At 33.0% G+C, this 22,770-nt stretch carries 16 protein-coding genes; 8 read left to right on the forward strand and 8 right to left on the reverse strand.

What is annotated here, in order from left to right; all coding sequences use genetic code 11:
- Positions 1-41 precede the first annotated feature (41 nt).
- Positions 42-2,063, forward strand: a complete 2,022-nt coding sequence (locus ABIN61_02845) for a hypothetical protein (GenBank protein ID MEO0293144.1) — start codon at positions 42-44, stop codon at positions 2,061-2,063.
- A gap of 55 nt (positions 2,064-2,118) precedes the next feature.
- Here the strand turns inward: ABIN61_02845 and ABIN61_02850 are convergent, their stop codons facing one another.
- Together ABIN61_02850 and ABIN61_02855 are read right to left on the reverse strand one after the other, a co-directional pair.
- Positions 2,119-2,601 carry a type II secretion system protein gene (locus ABIN61_02850; protein MEO0293145.1) on the reverse strand — a complete coding sequence of 161 codons (483 nt, stop codon included), beginning with the start codon at positions 2,599-2,601 and terminating at the stop codon, positions 2,119-2,121.
- 167 nt (positions 2,602-2,768) lie between these two features.
- Complete coding sequence (locus tag ABIN61_02855) at positions 2,769-3,173, reverse strand: prepilin-type N-terminal cleavage/methylation domain-containing protein (GenBank protein MEO0293146.1); 405 nt, start codon at positions 3,171-3,173, stop codon at positions 2,769-2,771.
- A 116-nt stretch (positions 3,174-3,289) separates the two neighbouring features.
- Here ABIN61_02855 and ABIN61_02860 point away from each other — a divergent pair, with 116 nt between their 5' ends.
- The 3 genes from ABIN61_02860 to ABIN61_02870 are packed head-to-tail and all read left to right on the forward strand — an operon-like array spanning position 3,290 to position 8,072.
- Positions 3,290-3,655: a hypothetical protein gene (locus tag ABIN61_02860; protein ID MEO0293147.1), complete on the forward strand. Its 366-nt coding sequence runs from the start codon at positions 3,290-3,292 to the stop codon at positions 3,653-3,655.
- A gap of 30 nt (positions 3,656-3,685) precedes the next feature.
- Complete coding sequence (locus ABIN61_02865; GenBank protein ID MEO0293148.1) at positions 3,686-5,125, forward strand: MFS transporter; 1,440 nt, start codon at positions 3,686-3,688, stop codon at positions 5,123-5,125.
- A gap of 40 nt (positions 5,126-5,165) precedes the next feature.
- Entirely contained in the window at positions 5,166-8,072 is a 2,907-nt protein-coding gene (locus ABIN61_02870; protein ID MEO0293149.1) for a glycosyl hydrolase 115 family protein, read from the forward strand.
- A 31-nt stretch (positions 8,073-8,103) separates the two neighbouring features.
- Here the strand turns inward: ABIN61_02870 and xylA are convergent, their stop codons facing one another.
- The 6 genes from xylA to ABIN61_02900 form a co-directional block, all read right to left on the reverse strand.
- Positions 8,104-9,420, reverse strand: coding sequence for a xylose isomerase (gene xylA, locus ABIN61_02875; GenBank protein ID MEO0293150.1), 1,317 nt, complete (start codon positions 9,418-9,420; stop codon positions 8,104-8,106).
- Positions 9,421-9,440: 20 nt separating this feature from the next.
- Positions 9,441-10,952 (reverse strand): sugar ABC transporter ATP-binding protein, encoded by a 1,512-nt coding sequence (locus ABIN61_02880; protein ID MEO0293151.1) that lies wholly within the window; start codon positions 10,950-10,952, stop codon positions 9,441-9,443.
- The gene (locus ABIN61_02885) at positions 10,949-11,941 is read right to left on the reverse strand and encodes a sugar-binding protein (GenBank protein MEO0293152.1); all 993 of its coding nucleotides are present in this window, start codon (positions 11,939-11,941) and stop codon (positions 10,949-10,951) included. Before ABIN61_02885 ends, ABIN61_02880 begins: the two co-directional genes overlap by 4 nt.
- Position 11,942: 1 nt before the next feature.
- Positions 11,943-12,884 carry an ABC transporter permease gene (locus ABIN61_02890; GenBank protein MEO0293153.1) on the reverse strand — a complete coding sequence of 314 codons (942 nt, stop codon included), beginning with the start codon at positions 12,882-12,884 and terminating at the stop codon, positions 11,943-11,945.
- Positions 12,885-12,886: 2 nt separating this feature from the next.
- The gene (xylB, locus tag ABIN61_02895) at positions 12,887-14,425 is read right to left on the reverse strand and encodes a xylulokinase (protein MEO0293154.1); all 1,539 of its coding nucleotides are present in this window, start codon (positions 14,423-14,425) and stop codon (positions 12,887-12,889) included.
- A gap of 76 nt (positions 14,426-14,501) precedes the next feature.
- On the reverse strand, positions 14,502-15,725 hold the full coding sequence (locus ABIN61_02900) for an LL-diaminopimelate aminotransferase (GenBank protein MEO0293155.1): 1,224 nt from the start codon (positions 15,723-15,725) through the stop codon (positions 14,502-14,504).
- Positions 15,726-15,834: 109 nt separating this feature from the next.
- On the opposite strand from ABIN61_02900, the gene ABIN61_02905 reads away from it, so the two are divergent.
- From ABIN61_02905 to ABIN61_02920, 4 genes are read left to right on the forward strand one after another with little or no spacing between them, the layout of a single operon-like run.
- On the forward strand, positions 15,835-18,090 hold the full coding sequence (locus ABIN61_02905; protein MEO0293156.1) for an SLBB domain-containing protein: 2,256 nt from the start codon (positions 15,835-15,837) through the stop codon (positions 18,088-18,090).
- A gap of 38 nt (positions 18,091-18,128) precedes the next feature.
- Positions 18,129-18,737: a DUF502 domain-containing protein gene (locus ABIN61_02910; protein MEO0293157.1), complete on the forward strand. Its 609-nt coding sequence runs from the start codon at positions 18,129-18,131 to the stop codon at positions 18,735-18,737.
- Positions 18,738-18,758: 21 nt separating this feature from the next.
- On the forward strand, positions 18,759-22,124 hold the full coding sequence (gene dnaE / locus ABIN61_02915; protein ID MEO0293158.1) for a DNA polymerase III subunit alpha: 3,366 nt from the start codon (positions 18,759-18,761) through the stop codon (positions 22,122-22,124).
- Positions 22,125-22,136: 12 nt separating this feature from the next.
- Complete coding sequence (locus tag ABIN61_02920; protein MEO0293159.1) at positions 22,137-22,766, forward strand: hypothetical protein; 630 nt, start codon at positions 22,137-22,139, stop codon at positions 22,764-22,766.
- Positions 22,767-22,770: the final 4 nt, after the last annotated feature.

Raw genomic sequence — 22,770 nt, forward strand, 5'->3', positions numbered from 1 at the left:
GACAAATTTTCCTATCTTTACTAATAATAGATGAAACAAAAATGAAAGAAGAAGGAAGATGGCTTTCTTTTAAAGAGATATTCAAAGATAAAAAGTTTCATCTAGTTGTTTTATTTATTATCCTTTTATGGGTAATTTTATTACAAATCGTTTATGCTTCTGGAAATAAAGAATTTGTTTTAACTTCAAGCGATGGATATGTCACATTAATTCACGCAAGAACATGGTACGAAGGACACCCTTTAAGGATATATCCAGAGGATCCTCCAACTCCAATAAGCCCAATCCCTTATGCAATGTTATTATCAATTGGATACTGGTTAGGTTTTAAAACTAATAACTCTTTTATTTTTTGGACTTATTTAATTAATCTAATTATGCTTATATTTTCAGCTCTATTTCTTTATAGATTCTTCAACAGATTCTTCCCTGAGGTTGCCTTTCCTTCCACATTACTAAGCACGCTTTTTGCTCCAATTTTCTATAACTTTTTTAGTTGCACAACAATGCCTTTAATATTTCTCACAATTTCAGGGGGACTTGCTTTTTTAGAAAGCTTCCCTTTTTTTATTACATTTGCAATTCTCTCTGGTTTTTCCAGAAATGAAGGAATTTTATATTACCTATTCCTCTCTTCAATTCATCTTGGAATAAACAGAAAAAACTTTTGGAAAATCGCTCTTGGATTTTTACCTCTTCTTTCTCCTTTCTTCATAAACAAAATCCTAATTGGGCAAAGAGTAACTCAGGGAACAGTTTCACAAATACTTTTCCACTACGACAGTTTTGATAATGTGATTATTATTGCGACAGAAAATTTTCTTAATCATTTAAAATCAACAATCTTAGGTTTTTACAAAATAGGAGAAGATTTTGGTCTTTATAATCAAGCTTATGTAGTCTTTTCTCTTCCACCATTATTTTTCTTTTTTACTTTAATAGGGTTTTTAGAAGGGAATAAAAAAATTGCAATAAAAACCGCTCTCTTTCTTTTAATCCTTCTTTTAGGAGATTCCTTTACTCTCTTCACAGGAATGGGTTGCCACAGGCATATTTTACCTTCTTTTCCCATTATATTTGCTTTCTCTTTCCTTGGTTTTATGAAAATGAATAAACTCCTAAAAGGTTCTTACTTCATAATTGTATCTTTTTTTTCTTTATTCTTCATATCTCAGGAAATTATTTTACTGTCATACATAAGAAATAATGTCATAAAAGCAAAAAGAGAAAAAGAAGTTGCTCAATATTTACAAAAAATCTTACCAGAAAAAACAGAGATTTTCGATGGAACAAGTGGGTCTACCTCGACCATTTTTGAAGCGAAGAAACTAAAGTTTATTACTCTTACTCCAAACTTTGACCCTATTCTTGGAAAATATATTTCTTCTTTTTATGAATACACAGAAATATCTGAACTGGTCCAAAGATATTATTCTAATGTAAAATATCTTTTAACTCAAGAGAATTTTGAAGATAATCCTTTAACAAAATGGTTAAAGAGATTTTCTGTTAAAAAAGAAAGAACTTTTTTTTGGGTTGAGGAAGATGAAATTTATAATCTCTATTATATTGAGCTTTCTCCATTAAAAAAGCAACTTTTTGAAAAAGATGTCATAGATGAACTTGACATTGGAGATCCTTCTTCAGAAAAACTCCATAACTATAAAAGAGTTAATTTTGGGCCAACAAAATATTTTCAGATTTTGTTTAATATTGAAAGCTTTTATGATGCCGGTAGAATCACAGAAGGATATGAAACTTTTACTCTAAGACAATCTAAAAATAAAGACCTTGAATTAATCTGTTTAATAGGAAGAACTTTTAAGGGTGAAAAACCAATATTAGGAAAAACACTTTTCTTTCAACCCATTAAAATTGACCTTTCTGACTCTTATTTTGAAATATTTTATAAAGGAAGAAAGATTTACACTAAAAAAATAGAAAAAGATTATGAGTTAATAAATATTCCTCTCTTAAACGAAGCTGAAGAAGATCCAATCACACTAAAAGTCGAAGGTAGATTTATTTCCTACCACTATTGGATTAAAAGAAAGAATCTATAAAAATGGAAAAAGAACGGCAACTGCCGTTCTTTTTCCATTAGATAAAAATAAAACCCTAAGGCTGTCCACCACCTCCGCCTTGTGGAAGATTCGTTCCTGGTCTCAAAGTGAGATCAATCAACCTATTTTTCCCGTACCCCGTTATTTCATAATATACTCCATTAAAATCTGTAGCTTGAGCTTGATTTGCATCCTCAGGTTCATAACCAACCATGCCAGGGCTACCAGCTTGTGCTCCTACTGAAATACATGCGTTAAGACCATCATCCTCTAACGTCGCTCCTGTATAAGGATTTTTGTAATTTAAGGGTAATTCATCCTCAATATCGTCAGTATTCGCGGTTCCAGGATAATTTCCATCATGATCTACAGCTAATGCTTCAACAGCTACTTGCAAAGTATGCATATTCGACTTTACAGAAGCTTCTCTAGATCTATCTACAACCCTTACAAAGTTCGGGATGGCTATAGCTGCAAGAATACCAATGATGACAACCACAACCATTAACTCAATCAAGGTAAAACCACGCTTCTTCATATAAAACCTCCTTTTTAAGTTAAACATTTCCCATTATTTATATTTTAACATTCAAAAAACGTTCCAAAATTTAAGTTCTTATTCTTCAAGAACTTGTATTTATTACCTCTTGCAAACCGCAAAAATTTTTGCAAAATAAGTAAAATAATTTTTACGAATTCGTAAATTCATTTCACAAGTCCTTCCGAGAGAATAAGTGGAAGGGGGGCAGCATTTCTTCCCAATCCTCTAATTTTGTAATGCTCATATGGTTCAGAAGTCTCGTATTCGACAACTCCCTCAATATCTTCTTCCCTTCCATCTTGAACGGCTGGTGCAGAATGATTAAATGGGTTTTTCATATAATCAGGAAAATTATTTATTATAGAGTCTACAGTTGGGGGATATACACTAGAATGACCAATAGCATAAAACTCTACCTCAAGTTGAGTTATATGCATATTTGATTCAACCTCTGCTTCTTTAGCTCGATTTAAAACTCTCACAAAATTAGGAACAGCAATTGCAACAAGAATTCCAATTATCACAATTACAATCATAAGTTCAATTAAGGTAAATCCTATTTTTCTCATATTTAAAAATTATAAAAAAATTAAAAAAGTCAACCCTAAAAACTCTAAATTCAACAAAAATAATTATATGAGACTTGACAAACTTCTTCATTTTATAATCTTGTTTAAGGAGAAAAATGAAGAAAAAAGTCTTATTATTGATTTTACTATGTTTTCTTACTCTATTCCCAACTTCTTTTATACCCAAACTATTCCCTTTTTGGAAAACTGAATTTTACTGGCTTTTTAAAAAAGAGTTTTTTCATATAGCGATTCGATTCTTATTCTATGGAATTTTAGGTTGGCTAATCTCTTCTATCTTATGTGAAAAGAAATTGCGATTTCTTCCATTTTTGATTATTTTGGGCATAGCAACTTCCCAAGAGTTAATTCAAATGTTAGCTGGGGAAGGTCCATTAGATTTGAAAGATTACTTTGATCTCCTTATAGATTTCTCGAGCGGAGGAATTGGAATAATTTTATTTTTTTTAAGAAAAGCTTGACAGAGAAAAAATAAAAATTATCTTTCTAAAATGAAGAAAAACAAAGAAAAGTCTTTTAAAGATCAACTTTCGATTCCTACTAAATTAACTTATGGTCTTGGAACCGCCTTAGATATGTGGGGTTTTTGGCTTTATCCTGGTGTTGCATTTGCAGTATTCAACATTTATCTTGGCGTAGAACCTTGGCTTATTGGATTAGCTTTGACTCTTATAAGGATATACGATGCAATTTTGGATCCTGTAATTGGTTGGTTATCAGATAATCTTCGTTCTCCTCTTGGAAGAAGACGCCCTTTTATTTTAATTGCTGGAATCCTAAGCGGAATAGGGCTACCTCTTCTTTTTGCTGTTTCTCCAAACTGGGCAGAGATTAAATTCTTAGGAGCATCAGCAGTTTTCTGGTATATGGCTTTCTCCTCGTTAATTTATATTCCAATTATAAGTGCTTTTTCTGTTCCCTATAACAGCTTAGGAGCAGAATTAACACCCGATTACGAAGAACGGACGAATGTTATGACATATAGAAGTGCAATGCAAAAAATATTTGAGGTTGGAAACTTTTACGCTCTTAGGTTTACAAATTTAGCTTGGTTTTTGCTTCCTACAGGAGGAAAAAATACTCTCAAGGGTATTCAAGTTTATACCTCAATTCTCGGAACTCTAATGGCGATATTTGCCATAACAATTTTTTTTAAGGTGAAGGAACGTTATTATGATAAGGTTGTTATAAAAATAAAAGACCGCATTTCAATAAAAAGCTCTTTTTACGAAACACTGAAAGTCCAACCATTTAGGATGCTGATGAGTTTTGGAGGGGCTTTCACTCTCGGAACAAGTATGGTGGGGTCCTTAGGTTATTACACGACTATCTACTACGTATGTAAAGGAAACACAATTCTTGGAGACAATTGGAATTTTTGGATGGGAGTTGCTTTTATGATTGGAGGATTTTTAGGAGCACCTATATTAAACAGAATTGCTCATAAAATAGGAAAAAGAAACGCCGTTGTTATTGCTGCAATTATTGGTATTATTGGATATGGAGGTTCCTGGTATCTCTATACCCCTCTTGTGCCCTGGTTACAAACAATTGCCTCTGGAACAATGGGAATGGCTGCTTCAGCTTTATGGATGTTACACGGATCAATTGGAGCAGATATTATAGATTACGACGAACTCCTTACAGGAAAGCGCAGAGAAGGCTCTTTTACCTCTTGTGGTTCATATATTCTTAAATTGGGTAACTCCTTAGGATATTTCATTTCCGGTTTAATCCTAAATTTAGCAGGCTTTGATGCTTCTCAAAGGCTACAAGCTCCAGAAACCATCTTATGGATAAGAAGAATGCTTGCTGGAATTCCAGTAATTGGTTTATTATTTGTGATCTTTTTTGTCTTAAGGATAACACTCACAAAAGAAAAATGTGAAGAGATTAGAAAACTTCTTGAAAAACGAAGAGGAAAAGTTTAAAAAACCTTGACTCCTTCAAACAATTTAATAAAATTTAATAATGAAATTAAATAAACTTAAAGGTATAATTTTTCTTTTATTTATTTCATTTTGCTCAAAAGCAAATTTAGAGTCTAATTTTTCCATATTTTTAGAAAAAGAAGGGAAAATATTTCCTCTTTCTTCCTCTAAGAAAACTACTCCTTTACTAATAAGTTCTTCTGATTACCCAGGTGTAATTAAAATAGCAAAAATTTTTCAAGAAGATATTGAAAGAGTAACTAATAGAAAGCCTCTCCTTTTTGTCGACACTATACCAAAGGCAAGAGAACTCATTATAATTGGAACGGTTGGAAAAAACAAATTTATTGATAATCTAATAAAAGAGAAAAAAATTGATATTAGTGGAATTAAAGGTAAATGGGAAGCATTCTTAATTCAGGTTTTAGAAAATCCTTTCCCTAAAATAGAAAAGGCTCTCTTTATAATAGGAAGTGATAAACGTGGAACAATATATGGGATGTTTGAAATTTCTTCTAAAATAGGTGTTTCTCCTTGGTATTGGTGGGCTGATGTTCCTCCTAAAAAGAAGGAAAATCTTTTTATTTCAGTAAATAGATACATTTCAGGTGAGCCAAAGGTAAAATATAGAGGTATCTTCATCAACGATGAAGAACCAGCTCTCGGAGAGTGGGTTAGAGAAAATTTTGGAGGGTTTAATTCTAAATTTTACGAAAAGGTTTTTGAGCTAATATTAAGATTAAAAGGAAATTTCCTTTGGCCTGCTATGTGGGGTAAAGCTTTCTATGTTGATGATACCTTAAATCCAAAATTAGCAAATGAATACGGAGTCGTAATAGGAACTTCCCATCACGAACCTATGATGAGAGCTCATGATGAGTGGAGACGCTTCGGTTCTGGAAGATGGGATTATAGATTAAATGAAGAAAAATTAAAAGAATTCTGGGAAGAAGGGATAAAAAGGATGAATGGATATGAAAGCCTTATTACGATAGGAATGAGAGGAGATGGAGATGAACCTATGAGTGAAGAAACTGAGATTGCCTTACTTGAAAAAATTATAAAAGACCAAAGAGAAATAATTCAAAAGGTATTAGGAAAGCCAGCTTATAAGGTTCCTCAAGTTTGGGCTCTATATAAAGAAGTCCAAGATTATTATGATAAAGGGATGAAAGTTCCTCCAGACGTTACATTACTTTTGTGTGACGACAACTGGGGCAATGTTCGAAGACTACCAAAATTAGATAAATCTTTCCACGCTGGCGGTTATGGCATGTATTACCACTTTGACTTTGTTGGAGGTCCAAGAAGTTACAAATGGATAAATACAAATTTAATTCCAAGAATTTGGGAACAGATGCATCTTTGCTACGAATATGGGGTAAGAAAGATCTGGATTGTAAATGTTGGGGACATAAAACAAATGGAACTTCCCACTCAATTCTTCTTAGACTATGCATGGAATCCTGAAGCCTTGACCATTGATAAATTACCAGAATATACAAAACTTTGGGTCAAGCAACAATTTGGAGAGGCATTCGCTGAAGAAATAGCTGAAATTCTCACAAAATACACAAAGTATAATTCCAGAAGAAAACCGGAATTACTTGATTCTACCACTTACAGTCTTATCCACTTTAAAGAAGCCGAAAGAATCGTAGAGGAATATAATAAAATGAGAGATAAAGCCTTAAGAATTTACGAAAATTTACAGGAAGAATATAAAGATGCCTATTACCAGTTGGTCCTTTTCCCAACCATAGCTTCTGCAAATTTAAACGAAATGTATGTTACGTTAGGGAAAAATTATCTATATGCAAAGCAAGGACGTGCAAGCACAAATGATCTCGCAGATAAAGTAAAAGAGTTATTTAGAAAAGACACTGAGTTAACCGAATACTATCATAAAAAAATAGCAAATGGAAAATGGAATCACATAATAGGGCAACCACATATTGGTTATTCCTCTTGGAAAGATCCGGAAAAAAATATTATGCCAAAAATAAAGGTAATAAAACTTCCTAATACTGCGGAAATGGGTGTTGCAATCGAAGGAAGTGATAATTGGTGGCCAGAAGAAAAAAGTGAAGCAATATTGCCAGAATTTGACTGCTATAATCAACAGAAATATTATATAGAAATATTTAACCGTGGGAAGATCCCTTTTGATTATAAAATAATATGTAAAGAACCGTGGGTAATCATATCAGAGAAAAAAGGCAAAATTGAAAAGGAAAAACGCATATGGATTGAAATAGATTGGGAAAGAACACCAAAAGGAAATCACATAATACCAATTAATATAAAAGCTCTAAAAAAAGAAGTAAAAGTAAAGGCAATTGTAAAGAATCCAGAATCTCCAAAAATAGAAGAAATAGAAGGCTTTATAGAAAGTAATGGATATGTATCAATAGAAGCAGAACATTATACGGGAGCTATTGAAAAAGATAATATAAAATGGATAGTCATCCCTGATTTAAGTAGAACTCTATCTGGAGTTACACCTTTCCCTGTCACAGCTGAAAGGCAAATTTTAGGAGAAGATAGCCCTAAATTAGAATATAAAATGTTTCTTTTTAATAAGGGCGAAGTGAAAGTAAAGGTTTATTTCTCCCCCACTCAGAATTTTCATAATACAGAAGGATTACATTATGGAATTTCTTTCGACGATGAATCCCCACAAATAATAAATGTTCATAAAAATGATACAATTCCTGATTGGAAATATCCACCAACATGGAATGAAGCTGTATCAAATAATATAAAAATTTCAACTTCTCAACATTATATTGAACACCCTGGATACCACACCTTGAATTTTTGGATGGTTGATCCAGGTCTTGTTCTTCAAAAAATAGTGGTGGAAACAAAAGAAATCCCACCTACTTACTTAGGACCCCCTGAAAGTTTTTATAGAATAAAAAAAGGAAGCTCTACCGGAAAGTAGAGCCTCCTTAATTTTTCAACTTAAATAGAATTTAATCAAAGAGATAACTATTAAGAATTATCTCAAGAAGCTCCTGTCTTCCAGATTGAACCTTTGGCTCTCCTTTAGAAAGGATGTATCTTTCTAGGGATTCAAAATCCTCTTTCCCTTCAACAATTGACTTTCCAATCCCTGTGGAATAACTTGAATATCTTTCTTTAATAAAATTATCAATCTCTCCACCTTTAATTAACTTATCTGCTACCTTATAAGCTTTAGCAAAAGAGTCCATTCCTGAAATGTGCGCATATATAAGATCTTCTACTTCAAAAGAACCCCTTCTTACCTTTGCATCAAAGTTTAGACCTCCTCTTCCAAGCCCACCATTTTTAATCACTTCATACATAGCTAAAGTTGTCCAATAAACATTTGTTGGGAAATGATCAGTATCCCATCCTAAAAGTAGTTCTCCCTGATTTGCATCAATACTTCCCAAAACTCCATTAATTCGAGCCATCCTCAACTCGTGATGAAATGTATGCCTTGCCAAAGTTGCATGATTAGCCTCTATATTTATTTTAAATTTATCAAATAAATCATAACTCCTTAAAAACCCTATGACCGTAGCAACATCAAAATCATATTGATGTGAAGTAGGTTCGTGAGGTTTTGGCTCTATTAAAAATTGTCCATCAAAACCAATCTTTTCTGCATAATCACAAGCAAGGTGAAGGAAACGAGCAAGGTTGTCTAACTCAAGCTTCATATCTGTATTTAGTAAGGTTTCATATCCTTCCCTACCTCCCCAAAATACATAATTTTCGGCATTTAGTTCTTTCGCAATCTCAAGAGCTTTTTTAACCTGAGCTGCAGCATAAGCAAAAACATCCGCATATGGAGAAGTGGCTGCTCCATGCATATACCTTGGGTTGGAGAAAAGATTTGCGGTCACCCATAGAACTCTTGTTTCACTTGTTTTTAAATGTTCCTTTATATGGTTTACAATTATATCAAGATTCTTGTTTGTTTCTGCAAGAGTTTCTCCTTCTGGAGCGATATCTCTATCATGGAAGCAGAAAAATGGAACTCCAAGAATTTCGAAAAGTTCAAAAGCCGCATCCACTCTCGCTTTAGCTCTATCAATTTCATCTGAAAACTTCTCCCAAGGCCTCTCAATTGTTCCATTCCCAAAAGGATCAGTTCCTGTCCCTCTAAACGAATGCCAATAAGCAACTGAAAATCTAAGATGATCCTTCATTTTCTTCCCGTTAATGACTTCATCTGGATTATAAAACTTAAAAGCTAAAGGATCCTTAGAGGTTTTCCCTTCAAATTTTACCTTTTTTATACCACTTAAATATTTCCCCATATTCTTCTCCTTTCTTTTGTTTAACCCATCACAGCAGAACGGACAATTTCTTCTTCTCGGGCTTCGCCCTTCAAAAATTCCTTTTTTATTTTCCCTTCTGCCATTACAATAATTCTATCACTTATTTTTATTACTTCTGGTAATTCAGAAGATACAACAATTACCCCTAACCCTTCTCCAGCAAGTTGATAAATTAAAAAATGTATCTCTCCTTTTGCCCCTATATCAATCCCCTTAGTGGGTTCATCTAATATAATCAATTTTGGCTTTGACGCAAGTCCCTTAGCAAAAATAACTTTCTGTTGATTTCCTCCAGATAAACCTTTTACAATAGAAAACGGATTTGGAGGATTTATTTTTAATCTATTTATGTAATACCTAACTATAGCATTTTCCTTCTTTTCTCTAATAATCTTCTGTTTAAAAATTTCTCTTAGAACCAAAAGAGTTATATTCTCTTTAATATTCATTAGGGGTATAAAACCTTCTTTTTGTCTATCCTCAGGAATGAGAATAATCCCTTTTTTTATGGCATCTTTTGGTGAATTTATTTGAACTTTCTTTCCTTCTACATAAATCTCGCCTTCATCTAACTTATCTAATCCAAATATAGCCCTCATTGTCTCTGTCCTTCCTGCTCCCACAAGACCATAAAAACCAAGAATTTCACCCTCTTTTACCTCAAAACTAATTCTATCTAATACACCCTCCTTAGTAAGATCCTTTACTTTTAAGATTTCTTTCCCAAACTCTCGCTTTTTTTCAGGAAATTCTTCTAATTCTCTTCCAACCATCATCTTTGTTATCTTCTTCGGTGTGGCTTCTTTAATCTTTAAAACTCCAATCATTTTCCCGTCTCTTAAAACTGCAACTCGATCTGCAATTTTGAAAACCTCTTCTATTTTATGGGTCACAAAAATAAAAGAAACCCCTTCTTTTTTAAGTTTATTTACAATTCTAAACAAATTTTCAATTTCATTTTCCGTAAGAGAAGCTGTCGGCTCATCCATTATTATAAGCTTCGCTTGAAAAGAAAGAGCTTTCGCGATTTCAAGCATTTGTCTTTGAGCAACAGTTAATTTGCTCACCGGTAGATCAATAGATATTTTTACCCCAAGCTTATTAAGATAAAAATTAGACAACTTTCTCATTTCTTCTTTATCAACCACTCCCCAAAAACCCATTTTTCGTAATTCTCTTCCCAAAAACATATTCTCATAAACCGAAAGGTTTGGCACCAAGTTAAAGTTCTGATGAATAAAACTTATTCCTATCTTCCGAGCATCTAAAGGATTTTTAGGTTTTATTTCCTTCCCTTCAAAATAAATTTTTCCTTCATCTTGAATGTAAAAGCCTGTAGGGGCAGGATGGGGATTAAGAATCTCCATAAGAGTAGTCTTCCCAGCTCCATTTTCTCCCACAAGAGCGAGAACTTCTCCTTTATAAACTTCAAGATCTACCCCACTTAGAGCCTTCACTCCAGGGAAAGACTTACTTATCTTCTCCATTCTAAGAAGGATTTCTTTCTTCACAGCCTAAAAGTGTGCGGAACTCCCCACTTATCCATTAATTTAAGATATTCTTTAATATTATTTTTACTAACAATATCTACTCCTGTATCAATTATGTAATCACCATTTTCGTTTCGCGGTAAAGAATCTAGGGTGGCCTGTAGACCCTTTTCGTTGATACTGTGAAGGATCTTTACAGCCTCATAACCCATCATATACTGTCGTTGAGCTACTGTAGCATCAATTAAACCCTCCTCTATCAAAAACAAATGCTCATCTGTAACATCAAAACAAACAATATGAACCTCTCCTTTTTTTCCTGCAGACCTTACAGCTTTAGCGGCAGATGGACCATTAAAAGCATAAACTCCAAAAAATCCATTTAAATGAGGATTGTTAAGTAAAATAGTCTCTGCTAGTTCTACAGCCTTAGAAGTTTCTTCATTATCGCAAAGAATAGGCTTTATTATCTCTATCTTGGGAAAGTTTTTGATTGCATCTTCAAAACCTTTCATTCTCTGTAAAGAGTTCATTGCTGTAAGCGAACCAGTTGCTATTGCAATCTTACCTTCGCCTTTAAGTATTTCTGCCATTTTTTCTCCTGCAAGTTTACCAGCAATATAATTGTCAGTCCCTATGTAACAAATTCTCTTTGAATTTGGGGCATCTGTATCTATCGTAAGAACAGGAACACCCTTTTCTATAGCAGAATTTATAGGAGATGTAAGAGCTTCAGGATCAGAAGGAGCAACCGCAACTCCGCTAAAGCCCATAGAAATCCAAGTCTCAAGAGTTTCTATCTGTTGAGGAATATCTTCTTTTTGGGGTGTAAAAAAAGTTATTTTTACTCCCAATTCTTTACCCGCATCTTCTGCTCCTTTTCTTACAACATCCCAATAAGGTCCTACACATTTCCCAATTACCCCATAACGAATTTCTTTTTTACGACAACCAAAAGTAAAAGCTAAAATCCCTAAAATAAAAAACAACCATTTTAATATTTTACTCATTTTATACCTCCTTTAGTTTTTCACGTAAAACATCAATAGTTACAGAGATTACAATTATAAAACCAAGAATCACTTGATGCCAGTAAGAAGAGACTTCAAGCAAAACCAAAGAATTCCAAACGGCCGTTAAAATTCCTGCCCCTATTAAGGCTCCAACTATAGTCCCAATTCCTCCAAATAAGCTTGTTCCTCCTATCACTGAAGCTGCAATAGCATACATCTCATAAGTAACACCTACATTCGGATTGCCTTGCTTTAATCTTGAAGTAAGCATTACGCCAACAACTCCAGATAAAACTGCAGAAAAAATATATGTGAATACCCTTATACTATCAACATCAATACCAGAAAGCCTTGCAGCCTCAATATTTCCCCCAACCGCATAGATGTGTCTTCCATAAATAGTCTTTGTCAAAATAAAAATAGAGATTGCAGAAACAACTAAAAGAATTAGAACAGGGAAGGGAATGAACCTAAATACAATTCCATCCCATATAAAAGAAAAAGAATTTGGAATATTTATGATAGGCCAGCCTTTAGTTAAAACTGTGGCAAATCCTCTTCCTATAGCGAAAGTTCCAAGAGTTATAATAAAAGGCGGAATGCCAAGTTTTGTAATAAAGAGTCCATGCCAAAGCCCAATCATAAATGCAATTAAAATTGTAATAAAAGTTGCTCCAAAAATACCAAAACCGTTATTGATAAAAAAAGCAGCAAGAACTGAAGTTAACGCAATAACAGATCCAGGAGATAGATCGATCCCTCCCGTTAAAATTACAAAAGTTTCTCCAATTGCTATAAGGCCAAAAACCGCAATCTGTCTTGAAAGAACTTGGAGATTATAAAAAGAAAGAAAACGAGGATTAAAGATTGCCGTGATTACCCAAATCCCTATAAGGGCGAATAAAATCCCAGCTTCCCGAAATTTAAAAATCTTATTCAATCTCAAGCATGTTTTTCGTGAATCTCACTTAAATGGAGAAATCTATCTTTAAGAGCAGGATAAAGCGAACGATAAATAGCGTAATATTCATCATACTTCTTAATATTCTCCTCTATAGGATTCGTTTTCGTTGTAACCTTAATCACAGCATCACAGGCTTCCTGAATACTTGAATAAACCCCAGTAGCTGTTGCAGCAAGAAGTGCAACACCAAAAGCTCCACCCTCAGTTATATTCACAGTGGTAATGGGAGAACTGTTTATATCTGCTTGAATCTGTCTCCAGAAAGGAGATTTTGCTCCTCCTCCTGAGCCTCTAATTTCATTTACAGTAATATCAAGTTTCCTAATTATCTCTAAAGAATCTCTTAAGCCAAAAGCAACTCCTTCCATTACAGAACGAATAAAGTGTCCATCTGTATGTCTAAGACTCAAGCCAAAGAAAACTCCTCTTGCATTAGGATCAGGATAAGGAGTTCTTTCTCCTGTGAGATATGGTAAAAATATAAGACCTTCACTCCCAACAGGAACCTTAACAGCTTTTTCTTCCATCAAAATGTAAGGATCTATACCCCTTTTCTCTGCTTCTATCTTTAAATGCGCAAATAAACTATCTCGCAACCATCTCAAAGAACCTCCAGCTGATAACATAACACCCATTAAATGCCATTTTCCATCTACAGCGTGACAAAATGTATGTAATGTATGTGCAGGATCAAGACGATGAGTATCACTCGCAGCAAAAACAACTCCAGATGTGCCAATGGTTGAAGAGATCACTCCTTCTCTTACAATTCCCGTCCCAAGAGCTTGGGCTGCCTGATCTCCCCCACCCCCAACAACAGGTGTTCCTTCCTTAAGACCTGTTTCTTTACTCGCTATAGAACTAACTTTTCCACTTATAACAGAAGATTCAAAACAACGAGGAAGAATATCAATATCTATATCAAGTTCATCTAATAACTCCCTTGACCATTTCCTTTCTTTAACATTCAAAAAAAGAGTCCCAGATGCATCAGAAACTTCTGTTGCAAACTCTCCAGTAAGACAAAAACGAATATAATCTTTTGGGAGAAGAATCTTATAAATTTTTTCATAAATCTCAGGCTCGTTATCTCTAACCCAAAGCAATTTTCCAGCAGTAAATCCTGTAAGAGCAGGATTCGAAACAAGCTCAATTAATCTTTCTTTCCCTATCTTTTCTGTAATATAATTACATTGCTTTTCTGTTCTTTGGTCACACCATAAGATTGCAGGTCGAAGGACTTTATACTCCTTATCCAAAGCCACAAGCCCATGCATTTGACCGGAAAGCCCTATCCCTTTTATATCAAAAGAAGAAATAGAAGCCTTACTAATAACTTGTTTTATCGCTTTTACTGTTGCTTCCCACCACTCAGCTGGATTTTGCTCAGCCCAGTTTACTTTTGGTGTATAAAGAGGATATTCAACTGTGGAAGTAACTATCTTTTCTCCTCTCTCATCCATCACAAGAGCCTTAACACCACTTGTGCCAAGATCTATACCCAAAAAATACCCCATATCTCATCTCCTTTCTTTGAAGTTATATATAATTAATAATTAAAGTTCACGCAAGAGGGCAAAATTAAACAAAATCTCATTTTAGAACCTCTCTAATCCGATCCACAGCCCTCATTATATTACTTCTTGTATTAAAAGAACTTAATCTTATATAACCTTCCCCACACTTCCCAAAACCAACACCAGGAGTACAAACAACTCCTGCTTCTTTTAAAAGTAAATCAAAAAATTCCCAAGAATCTTTTCCAATTTTTACCCAAATATAAGGAGAATTATCCCCTCCATTACATTTATAACCCAATTCTTCAAACGTTCTCCGTAGTATTCCAGCGTTATTAAGGTAATAATCAATTAAATTCTTCACCTCCCTTTGTCCTTCTTTAGAATAAACTGCAAAAGCGGCTCTCTGAACAGGATAAGAAACCCCATTAAATTTCGTAGTCTGGCGACGACCCCAAAATTCATTTAATGAATGCTCTCTCCCTTCTCTATCAAAAGCCATACAATTCTTTGGCACAACAGTATATGCACATCTAGTTCCAGTAAACCCTGCTGTTTTAGAAAAACTCCTAAACTCTATCGCTACTTCTTTTGCTCCTTCTACCTCATAAATACTTTTTGGGATATTTCTATCACGAATAAAAGCTTCATAAGCAGCATCATAAAGAATTAAAGCTTTATTTTTCATTGCATAATCTACCCATTCTTTAAGTTTTTCCTTCGTAATAACAGCGCCTGTAGGATTATTAGGAAAACAAAGATAAATTAGATCTGCTTTATCTTTCGGTAAAGAAGGAATATAATCATTCTCTTCTGTTGCTTCTAAATATATCAAACCTTTATATCTGCCACTTTCCCATCTTCCTGTTCTACCTGCCATAACATTTGTATCAACATAAACTGGATAAACAGGATCCTGAACGGCAACCTTTAGATCCAGAGAAAAAAGCTCTTGAATGTTAGCAGTATCAGATTTTGCTCCATCACTTATAAAAATCTCATCTGGAGAAATATTTATTCCCCTAGAGCAAAAATCCACTTCAGCAATTTTCTCTCTAAGAAAAGAATAACCATTAGATGGACCATATCCTCTAAAAGTCTTATCATCTGCCATCTCCATTACCGCTTTTTTTAAAGCTTTTATACAAGCTTTTGGTAAGGCCTTTGTAACATCACCAATACCAAGGCTAATAATCTCCTTTTTAGGATTCGCTTCTTTATATTCTCTCACTCTTCTCTCTATCTCTACAAAGAGATAAGAAGATTGTAATTTTAAATAATTCTCGTTAATGTAAATCATAAATCTCTGGTTATTATATTTTTTCTTTTTAAATTGTCAATATTTAAAGAACTTAGTAAACACTTGACAAACTTAAAAAAAAGTATAGAATGAGGAAAACGGATAGAAAATGAGAAAAGAAAAAATAATGATAATTTTTAATTTTATACTGTTTTCTTTAATTTCATTTGGACAAACAATAGACAAAAATCTTTTAGAGAAACTCACTCCAAAGAAAACAATAACTCCACAACCTATTCAAAAAGACACTATTAGAGAAAAAAGATTAATTAAAATTCCAGAAGCTGAGACACTTTCAACAATAGAAAAAATGTTTAACGAAAAATATTTTGTTACTTCCCAAAAAGAAAAACTACAAAAATTAAGGGATTCTTTAATAGAAGAAGTAAAAACAGAATCTTTAAAGATTGAAATGAGGGGTAAATACCTAAAAGACGTAAATGAAAAATCAATAGACAAATATTTAAAATATATAATCTCAGCAGATACAACATACTTCGGTCTCCGAAAGAAATTATTAAAAGTGAATAAAAAACTTGATTCTATATCGCCGAATTTAAAGCAATTTGGATATGATATGTTTGAAGCTTATCTATTAGAACCCCCAATTTTTGCTCCAATTGCTGATAATTACATATTAGGTCCAGGAGACGAACTCTATATAGAAATTTCAGGAAAAGATCTTAATACTTCATTTACAAAAAATATCGATCGTAATGGAGAACTTGTCCTTCCTTATGTAGGAAGTTTAAATCTTTGGGGTATATCTTATGGAGAGAGCAAAAAAATAATTGAAGAGGCTTTTAAAAAGGAGTTTACGAATATTGAGGTTAACGTAAGCTTAGGAAATTTAAAAAGTGTAAGTGTTTTTGTTCTCGGAGAAGTCAATAACCCAGGAATTTATAACATCTCTGTTTTATCAAATCCTCTATCTCCGCTTTTTGAAGCAGAAGGAGTAAAAAAATCGGGAAGTCTTAGAAAAATAAAATATATTTCTGAAAATGGGAATAAAAACATTGATCTTTACAAACTTTTTGTTGAAGGGCAATCCTTACCATTAATACAGTTTTCATCTGGAGATATTATCTATGTCCCTCCAATTGGATCTGTTGTAGGAATAAAAGGAGCTGTTAATAAACCTGGTATATATGAATTAGAAGGGAAAGAATACTTAGAAGATATAATAAAAATGGCAGGGGGGTTTTCTCCAATAGCTGGGAGAAAAAGAATTCAAATTGAAAGAATTTCTTCAAAAGATGAAAAATTTCTGGAAGACTTAAATTTTGAAAATGTAAATGATTTTCAAAAAATTTCAAAAACATTCAAAATAGAGAATGGAGATCTTATTTCTGTGTTTGAGATTTTTCCATATTACCATAATTATGTAGAAATCTATGGAGATGTAAAGAAGGAAGGAATATATGAATTCAAAAAAGGAATGACTATTCTAAAACTAATTGAAGAAGCAGGGGGTCCAAAAAGCAAAGGAACAACCTTAGAAGAAGCAGAACTTATTCGTTTCATTAGCCCTGGAGAACCGGAAAAAATAATGAGAATTAATCTTAAAGATCCAGTAGAAGGAAATATTGAACTTAAAGAATACGATAAATTAAAAGTTCTATCAAAAGAAAGAAAAGAAAGTTACGTTTACTTAGATGGAGAATTTTTATACCCAGGGAAATATCAAATAAAAGATGGAGTAACAACAATTAAAGAAGTTATTGAAAGAGCTGGGGGCTTTACAGAAAACGCTTATCCGGAGGGAACTATATTTATAAAAAAGGCCTTAGAAGAATCTCAAAAAGAAGCTCTTGAGAATTTAAAAATAGAAACACATTCGGATCTCATTTTACAACAAAGAGAAGTCTTAGGAAATTTTGAACCAGAAATCGCCACAGCAGCCCAGGAATATATTAAGTTTGGAGAGGAACTTTTACCAGAACTTAAAAAAATCCAAATTCCCGGAAGGGTTATAATAAATTTACTGGATACCCTTCAATTAAAAACACCTCTTGAGGATGGAGATAGAATAGAAGTTCCAAAGATACCAAAAATTGTCCAAATAATAGGAGAAGTTTACAATCCAACAGGAATAATCTACAAAGAGAGATTTTCACTAAAAGATTATTTAAATATTGCAGGAGGATTAAAACCCTCTGCAAACAAAAAAGAAATATATGTTAGAAGAGCTTCAGGTAAAATTCTAAAAGGGTCTCCTGAAATAAAACCTGGAGACACAATTGTAGTTCCAGCAAAAGTCAAAATAGAAACAGGTTTCTGGAAAACAATAGGAAATGTTGCTGATGTTCTTTATAAAGTAGCTATTGCCGTTTTAGCTTATGCTACTCTCTCTTCCTCTAAATAGTACTTGACTAATTAAATAAAAACTTTATTATTAAAAAGATGAGTTTCAAGAATAGAATGAAAAGATATTTCATAACAGGTCTTGTTGCAATCCTTCCTTTAGGGCTAACTTTAGGTATTATATGGTTTTTAATTCAAAAAATAGGAGGGCTTTTGGGAAGACATTTTGCTCAAATCCCTTTATTTTCAAAACTTCCAATTTCCATTTCTTCCATTTTAGGATTTATTGTAGTTATAATTGGTATTTATTTAATAGGTTTTATTACATCTAGTTTTATAGGAATATGGTCTATGAAAACTCTTGATAAAATAATGGAAAGACTTCCTTTTGCAAAAGGAATCTATAATGCGACAAAACAACTTGTAAATGCAATAATGATAGATCACTCTGCTTTCAGTAAAGTGGTTATAATAAAGTATCCATGGGAAAATACATATACTCTTGCATTTTTGACCAGTAAAGAACCTTGGAAAATTGGAGAAAAAGAATTTTATAATGTATTCTTACCAACCTCTCCAAATCCAACTTCTGGATATTATCTTATTTACCCTGCTTCTGATATTATAGAAACCGACATTTCAATCCAAGACGGATTTAAAATAATAGCCTCTGGCGGAGTAATTTTACCAAAAGGAAGGAAATTTTAGTGTATAAAAGGCAAAAAGGGAATGGAATTTACACATTTTCACGTCCATAGCCACTACTCAATATTAGACGGTGGAATAAAAATCCCGGATTTAATTGCTCAGGTAAAAAACTTAAATATGGATGCTGTTGCCATTACTGATCATGGAAATCTCTTTGGGGTGTTTGAGTTTTACGAAGAAGCAGTAAAAAACCAAATAAAACCAATTATTGGAATGGAAGGTTATTTCTCTCTAGAAGGGAGAAAAAAGAAGTCAGAAAACTATCATATAACTCTTTGGGCAAAAAATTCAAAAGGTTATCACAACTTAATGAAGCTCTCCTCTTTGGCATACATTGAGGGTTTTTACAAAAAGCCAAGGCTTGATAAAGAACTTCTTTTAAAATATAAAGAAGGAATAATTGTTGGAAGTTCTTGTAGAAATGGGATAATTCCTGCTCTTATATTTAATAATAAGTTAGAGGAAGCAGAAGAAGAGATTAAATTCTTTAAAAAAGAATTTAAGGATGATTTCTATATTGAAATAATGAGAGTGGGATTAGAAAAAGAAATAGAAGTAAATGAAAAGTTAATAGAACTCTCTAAAAAATTTGACGTTCCAATAATTGCAACAAATGATGTGCATTACTTGAAAAAAGAAGATTCTAAAACCCATGAAATTCTACTTTTACTTCAAACAAAAAAAACTATTAGTGAAGAAAATGTCTTAAAATTACCTACAGATAATTTCTATCTTCGTTCTCCTTCCGAAATGGAAGAGCTTTTTAAAGACATCCCTGAAGCCATTGAAAATACTCAATATTTAAAAGAAAAATGCGTACCTGTGGCTTTTGAAATAGGTAAAAGATTACTGCCTTCAATAGAAATTCCAAAAGGTTTTAATGGTCCTGATGAATATCTTGAGTATTTAGCAAAAACAGGGCTGCTTGAAAAAGTGAAAAGGGTTACCCCAGGAGAAGAAGAAAGATTAGAATATGAACTCTCCGTAATAAAAGAATTAGGCTTATCTGGCTACTTCTTAATAATCAAAGACATCGTTGATTTCGCAAGAGAAAAAGGGATTCCTGTTGGACCAGGAAGAGGTTCTGCAACAAGTAGTCTTGTTTTATATAGTTTAGGGATAACGAATGTTAATCCACTAAAACATGGTCTTATTTTTGAGAGGTTTTTGAATCCCCAGAGAATTTCTATGGCAGATGTAGATATTGACTTCTCTGATCTAAGAAGAGATGAGGTGGTTCAATATATAAAAGAAAAATATGGAGAGAGAAACGTTGCTCAAATTGTTACATTCAGTATACTAAAAGCAAGATCCGTAATAAGGGATGTTGGAAGGGTTCTTGAGATACCTTATTCTGACTGTGACGAATTAGCCAAAGAAATAGAAAGAGAACAATCCATTGAAGAGGCGATAAATAATTCTAAGGAACTAAAGGAGAAAATTGAAAGCAGAAAAGATTTAAAAGAACTCATTGAAATTGCTAAAACCCTTGAAGGCTTAATAAGGCAAACTTCTACACATGCAGCCGGTGTGGTAATTGCTCCGGGAGACATAACAGATTATGTTCCTCTTTTTGTGAATACAAATGGAGAAGAAAAAATTATCTCAACTCAATTCTCAATGGAAATATTAGAGAAGTTAGGACTCTTAAAGGTAGACATTTTAGGGTTAAAAACCCTCACTGTTATTCAGGAAACATTAAAAAACATTCCCCATCATTTAGACATTTACAATTTAGAAAAAGATGACAAAAAGACTTTTGAACTTATAAGAAGAGGAGACACAACTGGAGTTTTCCAACTTGAATCAGAAGGGATGAAAAAAATGCTTAGAAAAATCCAACCAACAGATTTTTCTGATCTTGTTGCTTCAGTTGCTCTGTATAGACCTGGGCCTCTTCAAAACATAGATCAGGACGAATTTGCTTTAAGAAAAAAGGGGAAAATTACGCCAGAGTATATCCATCCAAAACTAAAACCTATTTTAGAAGAAACTTATGGGATAATGCTATATCAGGAACAGGTGATGAAAATTGCAAATATTCTTGGTGGATTTTCTTTAGGAGAAGCTGATATTTTAAGAAAGGCAATGGGAAAGAAAAAAATAGAAGTGATGCAATCAATGGAAGAAAAATTTATTGAGGGTTGCTTAAAAAATGGACTTTCAAAAAAACAGGCGGAAGAAATCTTTGAAAAGATGAGTTCTTTCGCAAAATATGGATTTAACAAAGCTCATTCTGTCTCCTATGCAGAGATAGCTTACCAAACTGCTTACTTAAAAGCTCATTATCCTGTAGAATTTTATGCAGCTTCTCTTACAAGCAGCATAGGAGAAGATGTAGAAGAAATAAGGAAATTCATTAAAGATGCGAAAGAACATGGGATAGAAATTAAACCTCCTTGTATAAACATATCTAAGTATGAATTTGTTCCAGAAGGAAATGCAATCCGATATGGCTTAGGAGGAATAAAAAATGTTGGGAAAAGTGCTGTTTTAGAAATTATAAAAGAGAGAGAAAAAAAGAAATTTGAAGACTTCTTTGACTTTGTAGAAAGAGCAGGTGGAAGACTAGTAAACAAGAAAGTGATTGAAAGCCTAATAAAAGCTGGGGCTTTTGATTCCCTTCACCCCAATAGGAATTCTCTTCTTTCTACTTTACAAAATGCTGTGGACTATGCAAGATCAAAAGAAAAAAGAAAAATGGGTTCTCTATTTGAAGAGAAAAAAATGGAACTTGTTCCTGCACCTCCATTCGAAGAAGACGAAAAATTGAGATATGAACTTGAATCTTATGGTTTCTTTTTTTCAAATCATCCTCTACATAAATATGAAAAACTTGCAGAAGCACTTTTTACCCCTTCAGAAAAAATTAAGGAACTTCCTTCTAATAAATTAATAATTACAGGAGGGACAATAATAAACTGTGAGAAAAAAACCTCCAAAAAGAATCAACGTTGGGCAAAACTAAAGGTAGAAGACGAAAATGGCTCGTTTGATGTTCTTATATTTCCCAAATTATTTGAAGAGATAGGAACCAAAATAGACAATTTTTCCTCTATTGTAATAAAAGGAAGAATAAAAGAGGACTTAAGTACTAATCAGAAACAAATCACCGCAGAAAAAATTATCCCACTTGAAAAAATTGAAGAACATATTAAGAATGCTTATCTAATTCTTAATATAGGAGAAATAAGTGAGGAAGATATAACAGGCATAAAGAAAATTTTAACAGAATATCCTGGGAAAATACCTCTAATAATTCTCTGCAGAAATAACTATGAAGAAATCAAACTGAGATCCCGAGATATAAAAATAAATCCTGATGAGGAAATGATAGAAAAAGTTAACAACATAATAGGTGAGGGAAATCTTCGTTTCACCATATAAAAGGAGGCCTAAATGACTCTCTTTATTTTCTCCATCTTGGCAAGTTCTGAAGGAATAATAGGAATTGACAATCCACTTCCTAATATGCTTTACCATGGAGAGGTCTTTTTAGAAGTGAAAGAAGAACCAATTGGAAAACTACGAGCTAAGCTTGGAGCTGGAATATGGAATGGCATTTTTTTAAGTCTTAGCTATGGAGGGAGAAATATTGTTGGATTCGGAGATATTGAATGGGAAAAACAACCCACGATTGACTTCAGGATAAGACTGTTTAAAAACGAAATATTAGAAAGTGTAATAGGTTTTAATAACGAACCAATTGAAAATTATGCTGAAAAATATATATTTATAACTTTAGGAACTCATCTTTTCCCTATGCTTCTACTTTCTTGTGGAACAAATTATAATTACGAAAAAGAAAAAAAGAATTTGGATTTATTTGGAAATCTCGCCTTAAGTTTGGGAGAAGTAAACTTTCTTCATTTAGAATATATAATGGGAACAAACGACCAGGAAAAGCATAGAGTTGGTTTAGGATATAGAATACACTCAGGGAGCATAGGAATTCAATTTTCTCTTAAAAATTTATTCTCTAATGAAATTGGGAGACAACTCCAAATCTTTTACAAAGAAAGTTTTTAAAGAT

Source organism: candidate division WOR-3 bacterium, assembly GCA_039804165.1.
In the GTDB taxonomy this organism is placed as follows: Bacteria; Hydrothermota; UBA3072; order UBA3072; family UBA3072; genus JAFGHJ01.

Coding starts and splice junctions, on each gene's coding strand:
- ABIN61_02845 (MEO0293144.1), top strand. CDS start 42: ATGAAAGAAGAAGGAAGATGGCTTTCTTTTAAAGAGATATTCAAAGAT.
- ABIN61_02850 (MEO0293145.1), bottom strand. CDS start 2,601: ATGAAGAAGCGTGGTTTTACCTTGATTGAGTTAATGGTTGTGGTTGTC.
- ABIN61_02855 (MEO0293146.1), bottom strand. CDS start 3,173: ATGAGAAAAATAGGATTTACCTTAATTGAACTTATGATTGTAATTGTG.
- ABIN61_02860 (MEO0293147.1), top strand. CDS start 3,290: ATGAAGAAAAAAGTCTTATTATTGATTTTACTATGTTTTCTTACTCTA.
- ABIN61_02865 (MEO0293148.1), top strand. CDS start 3,686: ATGAAGAAAAACAAAGAAAAGTCTTTTAAAGATCAACTTTCGATTCCT.
- ABIN61_02870 (MEO0293149.1), top strand. CDS start 5,166: ATGAAATTAAATAAACTTAAAGGTATAATTTTTCTTTTATTTATTTCA.
- xylA (MEO0293150.1), bottom strand. CDS start 9,420: ATGGGGAAATATTTAAGTGGTATAAAAAAGGTAAAATTTGAAGGGAAA.
- ABIN61_02885 (MEO0293152.1), bottom strand. CDS start 11,941: ATGAGTAAAATATTAAAATGGTTGTTTTTTATTTTAGGGATTTTAGCT.
- xylB (MEO0293154.1), bottom strand. CDS start 14,425: ATGGGGTATTTTTTGGGTATAGATCTTGGCACAAGTGGTGTTAAGGCT.
- ABIN61_02900 (MEO0293155.1), bottom strand. CDS start 15,725: ATGATTTACATTAACGAGAATTATTTAAAATTACAATCTTCTTATCTC.
- ABIN61_02905 (MEO0293156.1), top strand. CDS start 15,835: ATGAGAAAAGAAAAAATAATGATAATTTTTAATTTTATACTGTTTTCT.
- ABIN61_02910 (MEO0293157.1), top strand. CDS start 18,129: ATGAGTTTCAAGAATAGAATGAAAAGATATTTCATAACAGGTCTTGTT.
- dnaE (MEO0293158.1), top strand. CDS start 18,759: ATGGAATTTACACATTTTCACGTCCATAGCCACTACTCAATATTAGAC.
- ABIN61_02920 (MEO0293159.1), top strand. CDS start 22,137: ATGACTCTCTTTATTTTCTCCATCTTGGCAAGTTCTGAAGGAATAATA.